Annotated in this window: 17 protein-coding genes; 3 read left to right on the forward strand and 14 right to left on the reverse strand. The window is 64.4% G+C overall.

Annotated features, from left to right (window positions below; genetic code table 11):
- Nucleotides 1-8 precede the first annotated feature (8 nt).
- The 7 genes from ACK5JE_RS08695 to ACK5JE_RS08725 all read right to left on the reverse strand — a co-directional run bounded on the left by ACK5JE_RS08695 (nucleotide 9) and on the right by ACK5JE_RS08725 (nucleotide 8394).
- Nucleotides 9-1736 (reverse strand): cobaltochelatase CobT-related protein, encoded by a 1728-nt coding sequence (locus ACK5JE_RS08695; protein ID WP_416801299.1) that lies wholly within the window; start codon nucleotides 1734-1736, stop codon nucleotides 9-11.
- Nucleotides 1723-2703 (reverse strand): AAA family ATPase, encoded by a 981-nt coding sequence (locus tag ACK5JE_RS08700; RefSeq protein WP_416801300.1) that lies wholly within the window; start codon nucleotides 2701-2703, stop codon nucleotides 1723-1725. Before ACK5JE_RS08700 ends, ACK5JE_RS08695 begins: the two co-directional genes overlap by 14 nt.
- 11 nt (nucleotides 2704-2714) lie before the next feature.
- A complete protein-coding gene (locus ACK5JE_RS08705) occupies nucleotides 2715-3542 on the reverse strand; it encodes an IclR family transcriptional regulator (protein WP_416801301.1) in 828 nt (275 codons plus the stop codon).
- A gap of 125 nt (nucleotides 3543-3667) precedes the next feature.
- Nucleotides 3668-4789, reverse strand: coding sequence for a TRAP transporter substrate-binding protein (locus ACK5JE_RS08710; protein ID WP_416801302.1), 1122 nt, complete (start codon nucleotides 4787-4789; stop codon nucleotides 3668-3670).
- Nucleotides 4790-4863: 74 nt separating this feature from the next.
- Nucleotides 4864-6186: a TRAP transporter large permease gene (locus ACK5JE_RS08715; protein ID WP_416801303.1), complete on the reverse strand. Its 1323-nt coding sequence runs from the start codon at nucleotides 6184-6186 to the stop codon at nucleotides 4864-4866.
- On the reverse strand, nucleotides 6183-6740 hold the full coding sequence (locus ACK5JE_RS08720; protein WP_416801304.1) for a TRAP transporter small permease subunit: 558 nt from the start codon (nucleotides 6738-6740) through the stop codon (nucleotides 6183-6185). The genes ACK5JE_RS08715 and ACK5JE_RS08720 overlap by 4 nt, the downstream gene beginning before the upstream one ends.
- Nucleotides 6741-6759: 19 nt before the next feature.
- The gene (locus tag ACK5JE_RS08725; RefSeq protein ID WP_416801305.1) at nucleotides 6760-8394 is read right to left on the reverse strand and encodes a GMC family oxidoreductase; all 1635 of its coding nucleotides are present in this window, start codon (nucleotides 8392-8394) and stop codon (nucleotides 6760-6762) included.
- A gap of 126 nt (nucleotides 8395-8520) precedes the next feature.
- Here ACK5JE_RS08725 and ACK5JE_RS08730 point away from each other — a divergent pair, with 126 nt between their 5' ends.
- On the forward strand, nucleotides 8521-9375 hold the full coding sequence (locus ACK5JE_RS08730; RefSeq protein WP_416801306.1) for an IclR family transcriptional regulator: 855 nt from the start codon (nucleotides 8521-8523) through the stop codon (nucleotides 9373-9375).
- Between the two features lie 149 nt (nucleotides 9376-9524).
- Nucleotides 9525-10442 (forward strand): YgfZ/GcvT domain-containing protein, encoded by a 918-nt coding sequence (locus ACK5JE_RS08735; RefSeq protein ID WP_416801307.1) that lies wholly within the window; start codon nucleotides 9525-9527, stop codon nucleotides 10440-10442.
- Nucleotides 10443-10541: 99 nt separating this feature from the next.
- On the opposite strand, the gene mmsB is transcribed toward ACK5JE_RS08735, so the two are convergent.
- The 5 genes from mmsB to ACK5JE_RS08760 all read right to left on the reverse strand — a co-directional run bounded on the left by mmsB (nucleotide 10542) and on the right by ACK5JE_RS08760 (nucleotide 14789).
- Nucleotides 10542-11435, reverse strand: a complete 894-nt coding sequence (gene mmsB, locus ACK5JE_RS08740; protein WP_416801308.1) for a 3-hydroxyisobutyrate dehydrogenase — start codon at nucleotides 11433-11435, stop codon at nucleotides 10542-10544.
- Between the two features lie 80 nt (nucleotides 11436-11515).
- The gene (locus tag ACK5JE_RS08745) at nucleotides 11516-12676 is read right to left on the reverse strand and encodes an enoyl-CoA hydratase/isomerase family protein (RefSeq protein ID WP_416801309.1); all 1161 of its coding nucleotides are present in this window, start codon (nucleotides 12674-12676) and stop codon (nucleotides 11516-11518) included.
- A complete protein-coding gene (locus tag ACK5JE_RS08750) occupies nucleotides 12673-13827 on the reverse strand; it encodes an acyl-CoA dehydrogenase family protein (RefSeq protein WP_416801310.1) in 1155 nt (384 codons plus the stop codon). The genes ACK5JE_RS08745 and ACK5JE_RS08750 overlap by 4 nt, the downstream gene beginning before the upstream one ends.
- 241 nt (nucleotides 13828-14068) lie before the next feature.
- Complete coding sequence (locus tag ACK5JE_RS08755; protein WP_416801311.1) at nucleotides 14069-14374, reverse strand: RnfH family protein; 306 nt, start codon at nucleotides 14372-14374, stop codon at nucleotides 14069-14071.
- A complete protein-coding gene (locus ACK5JE_RS08760) occupies nucleotides 14355-14789 on the reverse strand; it encodes a type II toxin-antitoxin system RatA family toxin (RefSeq protein ID WP_416801312.1) in 435 nt (144 codons plus the stop codon). The genes ACK5JE_RS08755 and ACK5JE_RS08760 overlap by 20 nt, the downstream gene beginning before the upstream one ends.
- Before the next feature lie 161 nt (nucleotides 14790-14950).
- Here ACK5JE_RS08760 and smpB point away from each other — a divergent pair, with 161 nt between their 5' ends.
- Nucleotides 14951-15415: an SsrA-binding protein SmpB gene (gene smpB, locus ACK5JE_RS08765; protein ID WP_416801313.1), complete on the forward strand. Its 465-nt coding sequence runs from the start codon at nucleotides 14951-14953 to the stop codon at nucleotides 15413-15415.
- 28 nt (nucleotides 15416-15443) lie between these two features.
- Here smpB and ACK5JE_RS08770 read toward each other — a convergent pair whose 3' ends face one another.
- Nucleotides 15444-16163, reverse strand: a complete 720-nt coding sequence (locus ACK5JE_RS08770) for a methylated-DNA--[protein]-cysteine S-methyltransferase (protein WP_416801314.1) — start codon at nucleotides 16161-16163, stop codon at nucleotides 15444-15446.
- 5 nt (nucleotides 16164-16168) lie between these two features.
- The gene (gene ppsA, locus ACK5JE_RS08775; RefSeq protein ID WP_416801315.1) at nucleotides 16169-18547 is read right to left on the reverse strand and encodes a phosphoenolpyruvate synthase; all 2379 of its coding nucleotides are present in this window, start codon (nucleotides 18545-18547) and stop codon (nucleotides 16169-16171) included.
- Nucleotides 18548-18695: the final 148 nt, after the last annotated feature.

Genomic DNA, 18695 nt, shown 5'->3' on the forward strand with positions numbered 1-18695 from the left:
CTGCAGTCTTATCCGCCGTGTCCCGGACGGCGCGGTGCAAGCGTGTGGATCAGGGACAGCAGCATCTGCATGGTCACACCGCCTTCCAGATCGGCGCCGATCGAATGAGGGTAATAACCGCTCAGATCCTGATTCACGCCGATCGCCAGGATTTCGACACCGCGTTCATGCGTGTAGTGCCGGACCATTTGCCGCAAATGGGCATCGAGGAATCCAGGCGGATTGGCCAGCATGGTGGCGCTGTCCATCGGGCCGCCGTCAGACACGACCCACAGGATCTTGCGCTGCACGTCTGATCCGCTCAGCAGCCGTTCGCAGGCCCATTGCACGGCTTCGCCATCGATGCCTTCACGAAACAACTCCGGTTTCATGACGGCGGTCAGGTTCAGCCGGCCCTGATGGCGCGGCATGTCCTGCGACCAGAAAACCAGATGCTGCGATTCATTGAGCCGGCCGGGATGAGCGGGCCTGCGGCCTGCGGCTTGCCAGGCGCGGGCTGGTCGGCCGCCATTCCAGGCGCCCGTCGTGAAACCCAACAGCTCGAAAGGCACGTCGGCGCGTCCGAACACGCGCGCCAGCAGATCCATCAGCAGCGCCAGGCGCGGCCCGTGATGCCGCATCGATCCGGAACAGTCCAGCAACAGCGCAAGACGGGCTTGCGCCACGGGTTCATCGCGTTCACGGAAAAACAGTCGATGATCATTGGGAGAGCTGATCAATTGCGCCAGACGCCTGCCGTCGATCAGACCTTCATCCTGGCCAAACAGGTGGCCGTCGGGCCGGGGCCGGCACAGCCGTTGCCGCAGGACATGCACCAGACGGGACAAGGACCAGGGTAGCCGGGCGATTTCCTCGTCGAGACGCTGACGGTATTCCGCCAGCAAGGCCGGACGCACCAGATCGCAGGCCGGCACGACCTGATCGTAGCGGCGGGACCAGACAGCATAGGCGGCGCCGGCAGCGCCTGACGCGGACAGGCTGCCCGGCCCCTGAGCGCTCACCGCTTCGTCATCGCCTTGCGGCGGCAACAGCGCGACGGAAAAATCCAGATGGCGCTTGGGCGCGCGTTTTTTACCCGTGCCGATCAGGTCCTGAAACCACCTGGCCAGGCGCACGGACAATTCCGCCGCGACAGGCGCGTAGGCGGCCTGATCCTCGCGCAGGCGGCGCAAACGCGCCAGCGGATCGGCCAGCAACGATCCCATCCGGTAATGGGCGGATTCGATCAGATCTTCCTGGCGCGGCGGAATCGGCTGATCCAGCAGCCGGCTGCGGGCCATCAGGGCGAGGCAGAACAGATGCTGGCCCGTGCGGGTTTCGATCAGACCGGAACCTTCGAACAGAAACAGCCATTGTTCGAAGCGCCGGTGCAGATTGGCGCGCATGCCAGGCCACCGCTCGGGCGCCAACGCCTCGACGCGCCACTGCTCCAGCCATTCGAAAATCAGCGTGGCCACCGGGTCCTGAGCCGGACAATGCGCCAGGTGCGTGCGGGGATCGGATTCCAGCAGGCGCAAGGCCAGCGCATCGGCCAGCGCACGGTAGGCCGGCGCATCATCCAGTCCCGGCTGCGTCTGCAGATGCGGAGCGCCATGGGGCAGCGGACGGTCGCCGTTCCAGGGGTGGCCGGCCTCGAAATGCACCCGTGGCTGCCGGGTCAGCGCCCGGACTGTCGCGGCGGCCCGGGCTTCCAGTACATGGCGCCGGGTCCAGTCGCCGAGATCAGGCGTGGCCATGCCCGGCAGCCGGGCCAGTGCTGGTCATCCCCGGTTCGGTATCGAAACAGCGCTGATAGTATTCCGCCACGAGCGCCTGTTCCGACGCGTCGCACTTGTTCAGGAACGCATAGCGGAAGGCGCGTTCGGTGGACTTGAAAATACGCAGGTTCTCGGCCCAGGAAATCAAGGTCCGCGGCGACATCAGCGCGGACAGATCGCCGCTCTGGAAACCGGCACGCGTCAGGGTGGCGACTTCCACCATAGCCGCGATCAGGCGACGCCCTTCGGGGTGATCGAGTTCGGGCACCTGGGCGGCCACGATCTCGATCTCGGCCTCGGGGCCGAGATAGTTCAGAGAGGCCACGATATTCCAGCGATCCAGTTGCGCATGATTGAGCCGCTGGACACCGTAATACAGGCCGCTGGCATCGCCCAGCCCGACACTGTTGGCGGTGGCGAACAGGCGGAACCCCGAATGCGGCGTCATGACCCGGTTCTGGTCCAGCAGCGTGAAGCGGCCATCCCGCTCCAGGATGCGTTGCAGGACAAACATCACCTCTGGCCGTCCGGCATCGTATTCATCCAGCACCAGCGCCATGGGCCGCTGCAGCGCCCAGGGCAGGATGCCTTCCTTGAATTCGGTGATCTGGCTGCCATCGCGCAGCACGATGGCATCGCGCCCGACCAGATCCAGGCGGCTGATGTGACCGTCCAGATTGACTCGGATGCAGGGCCAGTTCAAACGCGCCGCCACCTGCTCGACATGAGTGGATTTGCCCGTGCCGTGCATGCCCTGGATCAAGACCCGGCGATTGCAGGCAAATCCGGCCAGAATCGCCAGCGTGACATCGGGATCGAAACAATAGTTGGGATCGATCTCAGGAACATGCTCGTCCGGTTCCGCAAACGCCATGACCTCCAGTTCACTGTCGAGGCCAAACGTGTCGCGCACGGACAGGCGGGTCGTGTCCAGATCCGTTTCCACCGGTTTTTTCATCACGAGGCCCGCTGTCTGGCGCTGACGCGCTCAGGGTAGCTGCCGGCCTCGATGTCTGCCAGGGCCTGTGCGGCGCGGCACAAGGCCGGCAGACAGGCTTCGATGCGGTGCGTCTGGAACCGCAGCGTCGGCGCCTGGATGGCGATCCCCAGATTGGACTTTCCGGCCGGCACCGGCACCAGCATGGCGATGCAGGTCAGGCCCGGCAGGAATTCCTCATTGTCCATGGCGTAGCCGTCCTCGGACGCCCGCTGCAATTCGGCCTCCAGCGCTTGCGGATCCGTGAGGGTTTTTTCGGTGTATTTTTCCAAGGAGCCCGGCACCAGCAGGCGCTTGCGCTGCGAGGCCGTCATTTGCGTCAGAAAGAGTTTGCCGCTGGCCGAGCAATGCAGCGGCACCCGCGAGCCCGGATGCAGATAGAAACGCAGCGGCGCGGGGGTTTCCACCCGATCCAGATACAGCACCTCGCTGCTGGCGCAACTGGTGATGTTGCAGCTTTCGCCGACCTCGGACACCAGCGTGCGCAGGACGTTGCGGCGAGCGCCGTGCACGGTATTGTTCAACAGCAGGTTTTCGGCGATCCGGCGCAGACGCACGCCCGTACTGTAATGACGCCCGTCGCCGTCGCGCTGGATCATGCCGGCGCTGTCGAGTTGCTGCAGCATGCGGTGCAAGGTGGGCTTGGGCAGTCCCAGCTCTTCCACCAGACTCTGGAGCGAAAAATACTGGTCCTTTTCGGCGATCACTTCCAGGAGCGCAAACAGACGGATGGCGGGCGTATCGCCATCGAGTTTGGTCGGGACGGGGGCAAGTTCGACGGAGGACATGGAGACAGGACTCTATTATCTCGATAACAGGAACATATTGTACCGATTTCAGAGTTTTTGACCAGGAAAATGAAGGGGACCCACCGGTCCCCTCGCCCATCAGACAATCTGCTTCGCGCAGGCCATCAAGGCTTTTGCTCGTTGGCGGTCTTGACCATGTTGTCGTACAGCGTCAGGATGCGCGACCGGTACGGAAAGACCATCTTCGCGAAGTCACTCTGGGAATCCAGGACTTTCTTGAAAAAGGGATTGGCCGCCGCGTATTTGGCCGTCACCTTGCGTTCCTCCTCGATGAAGCGCGTGTAGTAGTCGGGGGGTGTATCCAGCACCTTCACGCCTTCCTTGTCCATGAATTCGCGCAGCGCCACGGCATTGTCATAGACATTGGCATCCAGTGTATCGGCGATGTTCGCCTTGGCGGCAATCCGGATGATTTCCTTGAGATCGTCGGGCAGCGATTCCCAGAAATCCCCGTTGATGAAGATCTGTCCGATGTCGGTCTGCTGATGCAGCCCTTGCAGATAATAGTATTTCCAGATTTTCTGCAGACCCAGATTGCGGTCGTCCGCCGGTCCGATCCATTCGGCGGCGTCGATGACGCCCCGCTGGGCCGAAGGCACGATGTCGCCCCCTGGCACGCCCACTGACGACACCCCCATGCCCTGATAGGTTTCACCCGGAATGCCTGGAGGAGAACGGTACTTGAAGCTCTTGAATTCGTTGACGTCCTTGATCGGTTTCTTGAACCAGCCCAGCGGATCGGGCCCCATGGGCTGCATCAGGAAGGCCCTGACGTTGTAGTGCATCACGTCCTCCAGGAGCTCTTTGTAGAGCTGCTCCCCTCCTCCCCTGTAGTACCACGCGACCATGCTGGTCTGATCCAGCCCCGTGCTGGCGGGCGCATTGGAAAACAGCACGAATGCGGAATTCTTGCCAGAGAAATAGTTGGGCCAGACATAACCCGCCTTGACGACGTCATTGCTGACCGCATCCAGGATCTCGAAAGGCCCGACGACGGCGCCGGCCGCCAGCACCTCGATCTTGAGACGGCCACCGGACATGAGATCGACCTGCCTGGAAAACTGTTCCAGCAGCTTGAAGTACAGGCTGGCATTGGGCACTGCGGTCTGGATGGAAAATTGATAAGTCTGCTGCTCGGCCGCCCGGGTCATGGCCGGTGCGCTCATCAGCAGGCCGGCCGAGAGGCACAGCATTCCAGCGAATTTCGCGTTGAAAGCACGAATCATGATGGTCTCCTTGAGTCGTAATGGAACTGACAACCTGGGTCACGCCATGGCTTGCCCTCCGTGAAGTGGTTGCATCAATCCTCCAGCCCCGCCATGCGCGGCAACCAATGGACCAGGACCGGGAACTTGATGAGGATCAGGATGACCAGTCCCTGCAGCCCGACGAACTGAATCATCCCCAGGTAGATGTCTTTCATGCTCCACTGCGGGACGACACCCTTGAGAAAATAGGAGGACAAAGCCAAAGGCGGCGTCAGCCATGAGGTCTGCAAGGTGACGGCGACGAGGATGCTGAACCAGAGAATGTCGAAATCCAGGCTGTGCACGACCGGCAACAGGATGGGGACGACCACCAGGACGATGGGGATCCACTCCAGCGGCCCGCCCAGCAGGAAAATCAGCAGCAGCATCAGCCCCAGCATGATCATCGGCGAGACCGGCAGAGAGGTCAGAATCTCGGTGATCAGCCGTCCGCTTCCCAGGCGGGCAAAGACCGCGCCAAAGAAATTGGCCGCGCCGATCAGGAACATGATGAAGGCGCTGACCTCCATCGTCTTGATGACGGCGACCCCGAGCGCCTTCCAGCTCAGGCGTCGATAGAGACCGGTCAGCGCCAGCGCCGCAAAGGCGCCGGTGGCCGCGGCGTCGGTGGGCGTGGTCACGCCCCCGACGATGAGCCCCAGCGTGGCCAGAATGATGACCGTGATGGGAATCACGCCGATGAACAACTCGCGCATCTTTTCGAGTGCGCTCAGTGTCGGTCCCTCATAGGCGATCGGCGGGCCCAGCCGGGGATTGAGCTGACAGCGGATGACGGTATAGAGGAGATAGACACCCGAGAGCATCAGGCCGGGCACGACCGCGGCGGCAAACAGCGTGGACACGGGAATCCCGACCAGCGGCCCCATGACGATCAGCATCACGCTCGGCGGAATCAGGATGCCGAGTGTGCCGCCCGCCGCAATCACCCCCGCTGACAGGCGGGTATCGTATCCGCTGCGGATCAGCATGGGCGCGGCCATCACGCCCAGGACGGTCACCGACGCGCCGACGATGCCGGTGGCCGCGGCAAACAGCGTGGCCGTCGCCAGCACGATGACATAGAGCGAGCCTTTGTACTTGCCCAGCATGATCTGCAGCGCGCGGAACATGCGGTCCATCAGTCCCGACTGATCGAGGATGTAACCCATGAACAGGAACAACGGGATGGCGGCCAGCTCGACGCTGGTCATCAGGGAAAAGAACTGATAGGTCAGCAGATGGAAGACCTGCTGACCGATGGCCGCGAAGCCGAACAGCAAGGCCACGAAAACGAACACGAAGGCCATGGGGAACCCGGTGAGCACCCCCACCACGGCGACCAGCAAAGAGAGGAGACCGAGAACGGGATTGCTCATGATGCGGGCTCCTCCGGCTTGAAGGCGGTGTTGTGCCGGATGACCCAGCCGACCTTGATCAGCTCGGCCACCCCCTGCAGCAGCAACAACAGGATCGTCAGGGGAATCACCGCCTTGAGCGGATAGATCGGCGGCATCCACGGGCTTTGCGGATAGAGCTCATGCTGCATCCAGGATTGGCGGGCAAACCGCAGACTGACCACGAAAAACAGGATCATGGCGGGGAAATACAGCACGAGGTACATCGCGGCATCGAGCAAGGCCTGCCAACGCGGCTTGAGCATGGCCAGCAGAAAATCCGCCCGGACATGGCTGCCTTTCTGCAAGGCGTAGGCCGCCCCCAGCATGAAAACCGCGCTGGAAAGCATGTAGGTCATGTCGTAGGCCCAGATGGTGGGGTTGTTGAAGAGGTAGCGGGACACCACCTCGTAGACCAGCGCCCCCGTCAAGGGCAAAAGCAGCCAGGCCGCCAGATTGCCGATCAACTGCGCGGGGTATTCCAGCACGGCGAGCAACCTGCACAATCCGGGAGAAGGTTCTCTGTCATGGTCCATGGGTCTGGGCTCCTTGCGGTCAGGCGGCGAGTTCCTGCGCCGTCGGCGGCTGGACGGCATCAGCGAGAATGAATTCCGCCGCGCGTTCGGCCATCATGATGATGGGAACATTCGTGTTGCCCGACACCAGCGTGGGCATGACCGAACCGTCCACCACCCGCAGCTGGTCGATGCCGTGGACCTTCATGCGAGGATCGACGACGGCCATGGGGTCGGCGCGCGGGCCCATTCTGGCCGTGCCGGTCGGGTGAAAGATGGTTGCGCCATGCTCGCGGCAGAAATGCAGGATCTCGCTGTCGCTCTCGGCATCCCGCCCGGGCCGGTACTCGCGCTTCATCAGGCCTTTGAGCGGTGCCGTATCCGCGAGGCGACGGGCGAACCGCACGGCCGCGATCGCGGTGCGCCGGTCGAGATCGGCATCCAGATAGTTCGGCTGCATCGACGGGGGCTGCAGCGGATCGGGCGACTGGATCCGCACATGCCCGCGAGACTCGGGCCGCAACTGGCAGACGGAATACGTGCAGCCGGAAAAATCATGCACCTTGGCGCCGGCCAGATCGGCCGACAGCGTTCCCAGATGGAACTGGATGTCGGGCCGGTCCGATTCAGGCAGCACCCGGCAGAACAACGCCCCCTGATTGATCCCGATGGCCAGCGGACCGCTGCGCATCAGCAGCCATTGCAGCCCCATCCGGGCCCGCCCCCAGAGACTGCGCAATTGATCATTGTTGGTGATCGGCTTGGTGACCTCGTAGATCAGGCGCAGCTGCAGGTGATCCTGGAGGTTCTCGCCGACGCCCGGCAGATCCCGGACCACCGGTGTATCGAAGCGCCGCAGCAGGCTGGCCGGACCGATCCCGGAGAGCTGCAGCAGCTGGGGCGACAGCAAGGCGCCTGCGCACAGAATGATTTCCTTGCGGGCGCGCAGGGTCCGCACCTGATCTCCGATGCGGTATTCGACGGCGCGGGCGCAGCGGCCCTCCATGATGACCCGGGTCACCTGGGCGCGGGTGACGACCTCGAGATTCGGTCGGCGCCGGGCCGGCTTGAGGTAAGCCACGGCCGCGGAGCAGCGCCACCCGCCATGCGTCGTGAGCTGGTAATAGCCGACGCCTTCCTGCATGCCGGTATTGAAGTCATCCGTCCTGGCAATGCCATGGGTCTCGGCCGATTGGATGAACGCTTCGACCAGTTCATGCCGGGCCCGGATCGATGACGCATACAGCGGACCGTCGGTGCCGCGCGTGGGGCCCGGACCCAGATCATTGCGCTCGAGCCGGCGGAAATAAGGCAGGCATTCCGCCCAGCTCCACCCCGGGTTCCCCAGCGCTGCCCAGTGGTCATAGTCCTGTTGCTGTCCGCGGATGTAGATCAGACCATTGATCGAGCTGCTGCCCCCCAGCGTCTTGCCTCTGGGCCAGTAGATCCTGCGGCCCAGCATGTTGGGCTCGGGATCGGTGTAGAAGCCCCAGTTCACACGCTTGTCGAACATCGTCTTGCCGTAGCCGATCGGAATGTGGATCCAGGGATTGGAGTCCGGCGGACCAGCTTCGAGCAGGCAGACACGGTATCGACCGTTTTCGCTCAACCGGTTGGCCAGCACGCAGCCTGCCGATCCTGCCCCCACGATGATGTAATCCACAGCCTCGCTCATACGCTGACGTCTCCTGTCTCTGGACTTGGTGGCGTTCATTTTTATTTTTTTGACAGTGTGCTCGGAGGCCTCGCGCATCACTACCGGGTTAATACTATGAATTCCACCTGTGGCACAGAATGTGTCATGATGGTTTCAATTGCCTTGACCGAATGGCCCTCCATGCCCATGAATACGTTCGATGAGCGCGCGCTGCGCGTATTGCGGATTCTTGAGAAACTGTCGGCGGCCACCCTGCCGCAGACTCTGACCCAACTGGCCCGGCGTACCGGCCTGCCCAAATCCAGCCTGTTGCGCGCGCTCAACGAAATGGAACGCGCCTCCTATGTGACCCGCCTGCCGGGCCGGGGCGGCTACGTGACCGGCGCGCGGACCCATGAGCTCGGTCTGGCGATTCTGCGGGCGCCGCAGTTGCTGCGGGCCTGCCGTGCCGTGTTGAGCCGGCTGGTCGAGATCACGGGCGAGACGTGCAACCTGAACACCCTGTCGGGCGATACCGTCCAATATCTGGCGCGCGTGGAAAGCCCGGGGCACCTGCGACTGCAATTGCACATGGAAATCGGCTCGCATGTACCGTTGCATTGCACCGCCAGCGGCAAGCTGTTCATGGCCCTGATGCGGTCCACGGAACAGCGAGCCCTGCTGGACAGACTGGACCTGCCGCGCATGACGCCCAAGACCTTCACCCGGCCCGAGACCTTGTTATTGGCGCTCCAGCCCATCCGCGAACAGGAAATGGGGATCGATGACGAGGAGTTCATCATCGGCATGGTGGCGGTCGCAGTCCCGATCCGGGATCAGGCCGGCAAGATGATCGCCGCGCTGGCATGCCATGCGCCGACGGCCCAGGTCTCGCTCGAGGATCTGAGGGGAAAAGCCTGCTTGATGCGTCAGGCCGCTCACGAACTGGGTCGGATCCTGTCCTGCGATCAGGCGCCGATCTCGTCTGGCGACCAGGAACCCGTCCCGTCCGACGAATAGCACCGCATCCCGTCCGGCGAACAGGCGTCCGTCCTGTCCGACGTCCGGCCTCCGGTTCCCACATCGGGCGCAGTCATACTCGCCATCAGAGTCCACCCTCCGCGCTATCATGGCGCTGATCGATCGTTTTGGACATTTGCGGATTCACCATGGAAGGTCTTTCCCCCCACGGATTTCACCCCTTGCCGTCTCATGCGCTGGTGCGGGTACAGGGCCCCGATGCCCCCTCGTTCCTGCATGGGCAATTGACCCATGGCGTCACCGGGCTGGCATCCGATCAGGCGGCGCCGGCTGCGTATTGCACTGCCCAGGGACGCCTGCTGGCCAATGGCGTGCTGTGGCGCGCCCAGGATGATCAGTTCGTCTGGATGGTGTCCCGCGATCTGGCCGCCGACCTGATCAAGCGCCTGCGCATGTTCGTGTTGCGCGCCCGGGTGACGCTCGATCTGGACGACGCATGGCGGCCCCAGGGTGCGGTCGGCACCGACATCGTGCCAGAGGCATTGCATGCGCTGCCGGCCTGGACGCGCGCCTCGATCAAAGGGGCGGACTGGATCGTGGCGCCGATGTCCCGGCCCGGGCAGCCGGCCGCCTGGCGCCTCGCCGGGGACAGCGCGGATGTTCTCGCGGCGGATGGCGAACCGGCCTGGGCCGCCCTGCGGCTGGCCGGCGGCTGGCCGCTGATCCGGGCGGCCGCGCGGGATCTGTTCCTGCCGGTGTCCCTGGACATGGATCTGAACGGCACCATCGATTTTGCCAAAGGCTGCTACCCAGGCCAGGAAGTCATCGCCCGCAGTCATTATCGGGGCACGGTCAAGCGCCGCATGGCGTATGGCGCCGCCCGCTGGGAATCGGGTGCGTCCGCTTCACCCCTCGCGTCGGATCTGTATGCGGCCGGCGGCGAGGCAGGCCGTCCGGTCGGCCGGATCATCGAATCAGCCGTCCATCAGGGCTGGCTGCATCTGGCCGCTGAAATCACCCTGACCGACTGGCCGACCATGCGTTATGCCGTCGGTGCGCCCGAAGGCGTCATGCTGGACATGCGCCCGCCTGTGGGCGCCGCCTGACGCCGACTCGCGGTCTGCCGCCGGACGCGGGCGCCCTCCGGCGTGTGCAGGCCGCGATGACCTGAGCGCCCCGCCCTGCCTCCGGCGCAGTCTCCGCGTTCAGCGGGACTGATGATAGAGCTTCAGGATGCTGGAGAAGTCCAGTTTTCCGTGCCCTTGCGTGCTGTGCAACGCATACAGGTTGCGCGCCAGTTCGCCCAGCGGCGTGGTGGCGCGGGCCTGCATGGAGGCTTCGGCTGCCAGGCCCAGGTCCTTGAGCATCAGGTCCACGCCGAAACCGCCGGTATAGTCCTTGGATGCCGGGGCATTCTCCATCACGCCGGGCCAGGGGTTGTACAGTTCGGTCGCCCAGTTGCGGCCGGAGCTCTTGGCGATGATGTCCGACAGCGTTTTGGGATCCAGCCCGTTGGCCACGCCCAGGGCCAGCGCCTCGGCCGTGCCGGCCATGAGAATGCCCAGCAGCATGTTGTTGCAGATCTTGGCGACCTGCCCCGCGCCCGCATCGCCGGCGTGGAAGATGTTCTTGCCCATGACCTGCAGATAGGGTTGCGCCGCCGCCAGGTCGTCGGCCGCGCCGCCGACGATGAAGGTCAGCGTCCCGGCCACGGCGCCGCCGGTCCCGCCGGACACCGGTGCGTCCAGCATGCGGATGCCGCGCTGCGCAGCGGCGGCCGAGACCTTGCGGGCCGACTCGGGCGCGATGGTGCTGCACTCCAGCACCAGCGTGCCCTTGGCGATGGACGCCAGCAGGCCCTCGTCGCCCAGATACAGCCCTTCGACATGACGGCTTGCCGGCAGCATGGTGACGACCAGATCGGCATCGGTCACGGCCTCGGCGGCCGAGGCGACTGCCGCCGCACCAGCCTGGACCAGCGTCTGGACGGCTTGCGGAACCAGATCGAAGACCTGAAGCTTGTGGCCTGCCTTCAGCAGGTTCTGTGCCATCGGGCCTCCCATGTGGCCCAGTCCGATGAATCCAATGGTGCTGCTCATGCGTGTCTCCTGTGATGATGCGTGGAATGCTTGTCGTGATGCCCCTGAAATCGCCCCGATCGGCCCGAACGGGATCGGAATCAGGCGCCCAGGTCCGCCAGCGGATGGGGGCGATCGTCCGGTCCCAGGGGGACCAGAAAGCGCTGCGCCCAATCCGCCGTCGCCTGTTCGCGCGTGGCCGGGTTCCAGTGCGGGGATTTGTCCTTGTCGATCAAAAGCGCCCGGATGCCTTCGCGGAAATCGGGCTCGGCGCAGCAATGCAGCGAGGCCATGAATTCCATCCGGAAGGTTTCCGCCAGCGATTGATGCCGGGCACGCGCCAGCAGCGTATGACTGAGGCGGGCCGAGCCCGGAGAGCCTGCCAGAAAGGTCGATGCAGCCCGGGCCAGCCAGGGGTCCGGATGATTTCTCCAGACCTCGATCGCCGCGGCGATCTCGAGAAAATCGGCGCGACCGCAGGCCTGGCGGATGATGTCCGCGTGACGCTGCAACGGTCCGGGTTCCGGCGTCGGCGCCTGGCAGACATCGAGCGCGGCATCCACCTGGGCCGCGTGACGCGACGGGTCGGCCGACCAGTCGGTGGCGGTCAGCGCGGCCAGCACGTCATCGAGCCCGGCGGCATCGCAGAACCGGTCGGCCAGACCATAGTGCAGGCAGTCGCCCGCCCCCAGTTGCGCGCCGGTAAACGCCAGGAAGGTGCCGATTCCGCGCGGCAGACGGCTGAGCATCCAGGTGCCCGCCACATCGGGATACAGGCCGATGGTGACCTCGGGCATGGCAAAGCGCGTCGCGCCGGTGACGATCCGATGGCTGGCGCCCATCATCAGCCCGACGCCGCCGCCCATCACGAAACCGCTCGCCCAGCACAGCACGGGCTTGGCATAGCAGTGGATGCGATGATCCAGCCGGTATTCGGTTTCGAAGAATTCGCGGGCCGGCGCATTGGCCCAGGCGTCTCCCGCGGGACTGTCGAGCATGGCGCGTTGCAGCGCGTGCAGGTCGCCGCCGGCGCAAAAGGCCTTTTCGCCCGCGCCCTTGAGCACCACGGCCACGATGCCGTCGTCCGCCGCCCAGGCCCGCAGACGGGCGTCCAGCAGCCGGCACATGGGCAGGGACAGACCGTTGAGCGTCTGGGGGCTGTTCAGCATGGCGACGCCGATGCGCCGGCCTTCCCGGCCGGGGATCTCATGGAACAGCACCGGATCCTGCGGGATGGTTTCGGGAATGGCGGACGCGCTCATCGCAGGTCGACCTCCTGGGAGAGAATGTGGCGCGCCACGATCAGACGCATGATTTCATTGGTGCCCTCCAGGATCTGATGGACGCGGGTGTCGCGCACCAGCCGTTCGAGCGGATAGTCCTTGAGGTAGCCATAGCCGCCATGGATCTGCTGCGCGTCCAGGCAGGACTGGAAGCACAGGTCCGTGGCCAGACGCTTGGCCATCGCGCAATACGCAGTGGCCTGCGGATCGCCCTCGTCGAGCTTGCAGGCGGCCAGCCGCACCATCTGCCGCGACGCGACGATATTGGCCAGCAGGTCGGCAAGCTTGAATTGCAACGCCTGAAAATCCGCCAGTGCGCGGCCGAACTGGCGCCGCTCGCCCATGTAGCGGCGCGCGGCTTCGTAGGCCCCCTGGGCCGCGCCGACCGAGCAGGTGGCGATGTTGATGCGCCCGCCGTCCAGGCCCTTCATGGCGAACCGGAAGCCCTCGCCTTCTTCGCCCAGGCGGTTTTCCACCGGCACCTGCACATTCTCGAACGTGATCGGCCGGGTGGACTGGCTGTTCCAGCCCATTTTGTTTTCCTTGCGGCCATAGGTGATGCCGGCGCTGTCGGCCGGCACGACCAGGGCGGAGATGCCGCGCGCGCCCTCACCGCCGGTGCGGGCCATGACCACCAGGATGTCGGTGTCGCCCGCTCCCGAGATAAACGCCTTGGCGCCGTTGAGCACGTAATGATCACCCTCACGCCGAGCGCTGGTCGTCAGCGAGGCGGCATCCGAGCCCGCGCCGGGCTCGGTCAGGCAATACGAGGCGAGTTTTTCACCGCTGGCCAGCAGCGGCCCCCAATGATCGCGCACGGCGGGCTGCGCCCAGGTGCCGATCATCCAGGTCGCCATGTTGTGAATGGTGATGAAGGCCGTGGTCGAGGGATCGACGGCGGCCATTTCCTCGAATACCAGCGTGGCGTCCAGACGCGGCAGGCCCAGGCCGCCGATGGATTCCGGCGCGTACATGGCGCAGAACCCGAGCTCACCGGCCTTGGCGAAGGCCTCACGGGGAAAGATGTGTTCCTCGTCCCACTGCGCTGCGTACGGGGCCATTTCTCCCCGGGCGAATTCGCGGGCGGCCTGTGCAAAGGCCTGTTGTTCCTCTGAGAGGCGAAAATCCATGGTGCGTGTCTCCGGATTTTGTATGGGGCTGTCGCGGCATGCTCGTGGCGCCGCCCGACGGGACCGGGTTCGGGTGGGAACCGGCCGATGCGCCGCTGGATTACTGTAGCACTTTAACGGCCGGCCCCCTTGAGACCCGAACCTGTTTTCGGGGGTCGAGCGCCGAGATCATGCGGCCCGCCTACCTTAGCGCAGCCTTTGTCGCGCGGCTGTCGCGCACACGACAATCCGCCCGGACGGCCTACCGCCCCGCATCGCGCCGATGCCGCACGCGTCTGCGGCGCGACTCCAGCGGGTCGAACACCAGCGGGCGGTAGAGTTCCACGCGATCCTCCGCGCGCAGCACCCGGCGTTCATCACAGCGCTCGCCGTACACGCCCATCGCGGGCGGATGATCCGTGAATTCGGGAAATTCGGCGCCGAACCCGCTCAGGGCCAGCACCTGACCGACGGTCGTCCCCTCGGGCACCTCCAAGGTCCGCCGCCACAGGACGGTGGGCGCGGCAAAGGCGACATGCACCCGCAATTCAGGCTCCGTAAATGGCATGGGCGCGCTGGGTGAAGGAGTCGATGAAGCTGGTGGCGATCCGGTTGAAGACCGGCCCGACCACCGCCGACAGCGCCCGGCTGGAAAAGGCGTATTCCATGGTGTAGATTATCTTGCAGCCCTCGTCGCCCAGCGCCTGAAAGGCCCAATGGCCGGTCAGGCTGGAAAACGGGCCATCCACCAGGTGAAAGACGATCTTGCCCGGGTATTCGTGATCGTTGCGCGTGGTAAAACTCTGGCGGATCCCGGCAAAATGGATCTTCACCGTTGCCTGCATGCCCTGTTCATTGCGCCATTGCACCTGAGAACCACCACACCAGGGCATGAATTCGGGATAACGCTTCACATCGGCCACCAGGTCGAACATCTGTTCGCAACTGAAAGGAACGAGGACGCAGCGCTGGATCGAGGGCATCGGCAAGGCAATCTATTGGGCTAGAATGCAGGGATTTTATCAGCGCAAGCGCGCCGGGCCTTGATCGGTGCCAAATCGCTCCGGCTTTCGTGGCCGGGCGACCGACGCCGCGAGCCGATGGCCCCCGCCCCTTTTTCAGTTCCAGTCTTGTTCGGACCCTCATGAGTATTGTCGAAAATCGCAAAGCCACCCACGATTATTTCATCGAGGAACGCTTCGAGGCCGGATTGGTGCTGGAAGGCTGGGAGGTCAAGGCCATCCGCGCCGGTCATGTCCAGCTCAAGGAAAGCTACGTGATCGTGCGTGATGGCGCCCTGTGGATCCTGGGCATGCACATCAGCCCGCTTCCCACCGCCTCGACGCATATCCATCCCAACGCCACCCGCACGCGCAAGCTGCTGCTGCACGCCCAGGAAATCAGCAAGCTGATCGGCAAGGTCGAACAGCGCGGCTACGCCCTGGTGCCACTGAACCTGCACTACAAGGGCGGGCGCATCAAGCTGGATTTCGGCCTGGGACGCGGCAAGAAACTGCACGACAAGCGCGACACCCAGCGCGACAAAGACTGGGCGCGCGAGAAAGAACGGCTGATGAAGCACGACACCCGCAATCGCAAGGGGGATTGAACGCCCGCCGGGCGCGCGGCATCACTCGTCAGCGAATCACAAAACCCTCGATCTCGAGCAGGCGCACCTTGCGGGCCAGGCCGCCCCCATAGCCATTCAGGGTGCCATTGCGGGCCAGAATGCGATGGCAGGGAATGATGATGCTGATGGGATTGCTGCCCACGGCCGTGCCGACCGCGCGGCCATGCCCGGCGCCCAGACCGGCCCGGCTGGCCAGCTCGCCGTAGGACAGAGTCTCGCCGCAAGGGATGGCCAGCAGCGCCTGCCAGACCCGGCGTTGAAAGGCTGTCCCTTGAGGCGCCAGCGGCATCTCGAAGACTCCGCGCCGGCCTTGCCAGTATTCATGCAGTTCGTGCCGGGTCTGTTCCAGCACCGCGACAGCCTGGGCCGGGGTGTTTGCCTGCAGCAGTTGCAACGGCGCCGCCTCTGTCCGGACCTCGCGGCCCGGCGGCGCGGCCATGCCAGCGCCGCTTTGCCCGGGCGCGCCGGTCCGGGCGGACGCAGGACCGTTCGTGAACAGATCCCCGCTTTCGCCCGCCGATGACGCGCGCACGGCCTTGAAGGTGCGAATCTCCCGCCCTGCCCGGCTGCCCGCCGAGGGATCGGAGATCACCGCCACGGCGGCCTCCACCCCGGGCACCCGGGGCAGGTCCCGCTGGTCGGTGAAATACAGCCCTTGCAGACTGGCCTCGTCCGAGGCCAGAAGGATCGGCCCCAGAGGAGACGAAATCAGGGCATGAAACGGCATGTCCGTCAGGCGACGACCTTGGTGTCGGCCAGGCGCTGCCAGGTCTCGACCACCGTATCCGGGTTCAGAGACATGGACAGAATGCCTTCGTCACGCAGCCATTGCGCCAGATCCGGATGGTCGCTGGGGCCCTGGCCGCAGATACCGACGTACTTGCCGGCCTTGAGGCACGCCTGGATCGCGCGGCGCAGCATGAACTGCACGGCGGGATCGCGTTCGTCGAAATCGGCTGCCAGGAGCTCCATGCCCGAATCCCGGTCCAGGCCCAGGGTGAGCTGGGTCATGTCGTTCGAGCCGATCGAGAAGCCATCGAAATACTGCAGGAACTCATCGGCCAGGATGGCATTGGTCGGCACCTCGCACATCATGACCAGACGCAGGCCGTTCTCGCCGCGTTTCAGGCCATGCGAAGCCAGCAGATCGATCACGCGTTCAGCCTGGCTGAGCGTGCGCACGAAAGGCACCATGATTTCGACGTTGGTCAGCCCCATCTCATCGCGGACTTTTTTGAGCGCCTCGCATTCCATGCGGAAGCATTCGGCAAAGTCCTCGGAGATGTAGCGCGACGCGCCCCGGAAACCGAGCATCGGGTTTTCTTCCTCGGGCTCGTAGCGCGAACCGCCCACCAGCTTGCGGTATTCGTTGGACTTGAAGTCCGACAGGCGCACGATCACGGGCTTGGGATAGAAGGCCGCGCCGATGGTGGCAATGCCTTCGGCCAGTTTTTCGACGAAGAAGGCGCGCGGGCTGGCATAGCCGCGGGCGGCGGACTCGACGGCCTTTTTCAGGTCGCCATCGACGTTCGGGTAGTCCAGGATCGCCTTGGGATGGACGTTGATGTTGTTGTTGATGATGAATTCCAGCCGCGCCAGGCCGACGCCGCCATTGGGAATCTGCGAAAAATCGAAGGCCAGCTGCGGGTTGCCGACGTTCATCATGACCTTCAGGCCGATGTCGGGCATCTGGCCCCAGCGGACTTCCTCGATCTCGGTCTCGATCAGACCGTCGTAGATGCGGCCTTCGTCGCCCTCGGCGCAGGACACGGTGACCTCGCGGCCGTTGGCCAGCACATCGGTGGCGACGGCGCAGCCGACCACGGCCGGAATACCCAGTTCGCGCGCGATGATGGCCGCATGACAGGTGCGCCCGCCCCGGTTGGTGACGATGGCCGAGGCCAGCTTCATGACGGGTTCCCAGTTGGGATCGGTCATGTCGGTGACCAGGATGTCGCCGGGACGGACCTTGTCCATTTCGGAGGCATCGGCCACGACACGCACCGTGCCCGCGCCGATTTTCTGGCCGATGGCGCGGCCCGTGACCAGGACCTCGCCAGTGGCCTTCAGGCGATAGCGTTCCTGGACGTCATGATGCCCCTGTTGCGATTTGACGGTTTCCGGACGGGCCTGCAGGATGTAGAGCTTGCCATCCACCCCGTCGCGGCCCCACTCGATGTCCATCGGACGCTGATAGTGCGATTCGATGATGGTGGCGTAGCTGGCCAGTTCGATGATTTCCTCATCGGTCAGGGAGTAGCGGTTGCGTTCCGAGGCGGGTACCTCGACCGTGCGCACGGCGTGGCCCGAGGTGCGCTGCTCGTCGAATTCCATCTTGATCAGCTTGGAGCCGATGCGCCGGCTGATGACGGGATAGTGGCCGGCCGCCAGTGTAGGCTTGAAGACGTAGAATTCGTCCGGATTCACGGCGCCCTGCACGACGGTCTCGCCCAGGCCATAGGACGAGGTGATGAACACTACATCCTTGAAGCCGGATTCCGTATCCAGCGTGAACATCACGCCCGCGCTGCCCTTGTCCGAGCGCACCATGCGCTGAATGCCGGCCGACAGGGCGACTTCGGCATGCGCATAGCCCTTGTGCACGCGATAGGAGATGGCGCGATCGTTGTACAGCGAAGCGAACACGTGGCGGATCTTGTCCAGCACGTCGTCGATCCCTTCCACGTTCAGGTAGGTCTCCTGCTGCCCCGCAAAAGAGGCATCGGGGAGATCCTCGGCCGTGGCCGACGAGCGCACGGCAAAGGAGCCCTTGCCGTCGGCGTCCAGCGCGGAGAATGCCGTACGGATGGCCTGCTCGAAATCAGCCGGAAACGGGGTGTCGATCACCCATTGGCGGATTTCGGCGCCGGCTGCCGCCAGTTCGCGCACGTCTTCGGCGTTCAGCGCCTCGAGGCGCGCGTTGATGCGGGCATCCAGCCCGGTGGATTTGAGAAAATCGCGAAAGGCGTCGGCCGTGGTCGCGAAACCGCCCGGCACGCGAACCCCCGCATCGGCCAGTTGACTGATCATTTCCCCAAGAGAAGCGTTCTTGCCTCCTACCGAGTCCACATCCGTCATGCGGAGCTGCTCGAACGATACAACGTACGACATGGTGTCACCTTTGAGATAGAAAAAGCGTGTTTGCCTGGCGTACGCCCCATGCGGCGACAAGCGTCCCGCATGCGCGACGTGTTCGCGTGCGCCCGGCAAACCAGCCTTGCCCCCGGTTCAGGTGACTGGTAACCTTCGCGGATTGTAC

This window comes from Castellaniella sp., assembly GCF_047971665.1.
GTDB lineage: Bacteria > Pseudomonadota > Gammaproteobacteria > Burkholderiales > Burkholderiaceae_B > Castellaniella.